We start from the raw sequence: 2,192 nt of genomic DNA on the forward strand, positions 1-2,192 counted from the left end.
AGCCCCGCCTCGGTGGGCGAGTAGCCGAGGACGCCCTGCATGTACTGGCTGAGCAGGAAGATCGAGCCGAACATGCCGACGAACATCAGCAGACTGGCCGCGTTGATGCCGGAGAAGGCGCGTGAGCGGAACAGCCGCATCGGCAGCATGGGGGCGGCGGCGCGGGAGCTGTAGCCGACGAAGCCCGCCAGCAGCGCTCCGCCCGCGCTCAGCGCGGTCAGCACCACCGGGTCGGTCCACCCGTCGGCGGGGCCGCGGACCAGGCCGTACACGATCCCGAACAGCCCGCCGCTGGCGAGCAGCGTGCCCGGTATGTCCAGGCGGGCACCGGCGCCGTACGACTCGGCCAGGCGCAGCCGGGCGAGCGGCAGCGCGGCCAGGCCGAGCGGGACGTTCAGCCAGAAGATCCAGTGCCAGGAGACGTGCTCGGTGAGGCTGCCGCCGATGAGCGGCCCGGAGGCGACGGCGAGCCCGTTGACGGCGCCCCAGATGCCGTACACCGTGCCGCGCCTGGCCGCCGGTACGGCCGCGGTCAGCAGGGTGAGCGTGAGCGGCATCATCACGGCGGCGCCGACGCCCTGGACCGCGCGGGCGGCGATCAGGGAGCCGATGCCGGGCGCCAGGGCCGCGGCGGCGGAGGCGGCGGTGAACACGGCGAGTCCGGCGATGAAGAGGCGGCGGCGCCCGAAGCGGTCACCTAGCGCGGCGCCGAACATCAGCAGGACGGCGAAGGTGAGCGTGTAGGCGCTCACGGTCCATTCCAGGTCGTCCAGCGCGCCGCCGAGGTCCTCGCGAATGGAGGGCAGGGCCGTGGTGACGACGAGGTTGTCCAGGGCCGCCATGAACCCGGCGACGCTGGTGATGACGAGGGCCCACACCGCCCGCGCGCGGGATGTGGTGGTGCCGGGTGTTGCTGTCTCCTGTGACATCGCTCCCCCTGTGGGTGATACCAGTTAGTTATCGATGACTAACTTTTGCGGGCGTGAAAAGGCGCCGCCTTCTCCGCCGTACCGCTACGCCTCCAGGCGCCCCTTGGTCCGGGCCGAGGGGTACAGGCCCTCCCAGACCCGGTGCTCCGGCGGGAAGCCCATGGCCACCAGGCAGTTGATGAGCATTCCGTACGCCATGAAGACGGTGGTCTCGTTGACGTCCGCGCCGAGCGGCAGGTGCACCGTGTCCCACAGGCGCATCCAGCCGGCCCGGACCTTCGCCCCGAACTCGCGGTCGCCCTCCTGCTCGGCCGCCGCGACGGCGACGTACATCTGCATCTGCATCAGCAGCCGCTCGGGCTGCTCCGCGATGACCTTGGTGTACGCGTTCGCCATGGCGTGCAGGGCCTCCTCGCCCCGCAGCCCCCTCGCGGCCTCCTCGAAGGTCCGGACGGTGTCCTCCAGGCAGCGTTCGGCCACCGCCAGGAAGATCGCCTTCTTGCCCGGGAAGAGACGGAAGAGGTACGGCTGCGAGACACCGACCCGCTTGGCGATCACCTCCGTGGAGGTGCCGTGGTATCCGCCGCGCGCGAACTCGGCGGTCGCGGCACGGATGACGCTCTCGCGTCGCTCCTCTGCGCTCATCCTGGGCATGCGGCTAAGTTAGTACTCAATCACTAACTTGGTCAAGGCGGAGGTCGGCCCGGTACGCGTAAGGGGCGCCCGCCCGGCGAACGCCCCTTACTGCTGTTCCTGCTGTTCCTGCTGTTCCTGCTGTTCCTGCTGTTACCGCTGCCTCACGGCTGTCAGGCCAGTCGTACGACCGCCCTGGACATGCCCAGCACCTTCTGACCACCGCTCAGGGCCGTCAGGTCCACCCGTACGGTGCGGTCGTCCAGCTTGGCCGCGACCTTGCCGCTGACCTCGATCAGGGCGCCCTGGTCGTCGTTCGGGACCACCACGGGCTTGGTGAAGCGGACGCCGTACTCCACGACGGCGCCCGGGTCCCCGGTCCAGTCGGTGACCACGCGGATCGCCTCCGCCATGGTGAACATGCCGTGCGCGATGACGTCCGGCAGGCCCACCTCCTTGGCGAACTTCTCGTTCCAGTGGATCGGGTTGAAGTCCCCGGAGGCGCCCGCGTAACGCACCAGCGTCGCGCGGGTCACGGGGAAGGTCTGGGCCGGCAGTTCGGTGCCGACCTCGACGTCGTCGTACGCGATCTTCGCCGTCATCGGATCCTCACGCCTCCTCGGCCGCGCG

The 2,192-nt window shown here is 70.2% G+C and carries 2 protein-coding genes and 1 pseudogene; all 3 read right to left on the reverse strand.

Annotated features, from left to right (window positions below; genetic code table 11):
* Positions 1–929: pseudogene (locus IE312_RS38870) on the reverse strand (MFS transporter); the annotation flags it as partial.
* Between the two features lie 84 nt (positions 930–1,013).
* Positions 1,014–1,583: a TetR/AcrR family transcriptional regulator gene (locus IE312_RS05110; protein WP_189978727.1), complete on the reverse strand. Its 570-nt coding sequence runs from the start codon at positions 1,581–1,583 to the stop codon at positions 1,014–1,016.
* A gap of 152 nt (positions 1,584–1,735) precedes the next feature.
* Positions 1,736–2,164, reverse strand: a complete 429-nt coding sequence (locus IE312_RS05115) for a MaoC family dehydratase (protein WP_189978729.1) — start codon at positions 2,162–2,164, stop codon at positions 1,736–1,738.
* Between the last annotated feature and the right edge of the window lie 28 nt (positions 2,165–2,192).

It is taken from the genome of Streptomyces capoamus, assembly GCF_014654935.1.
In the GTDB taxonomy this organism is placed as follows: domain Bacteria; phylum Actinomycetota; class Actinomycetes; order Streptomycetales; family Streptomycetaceae; genus Streptomyces; species Streptomyces capoamus.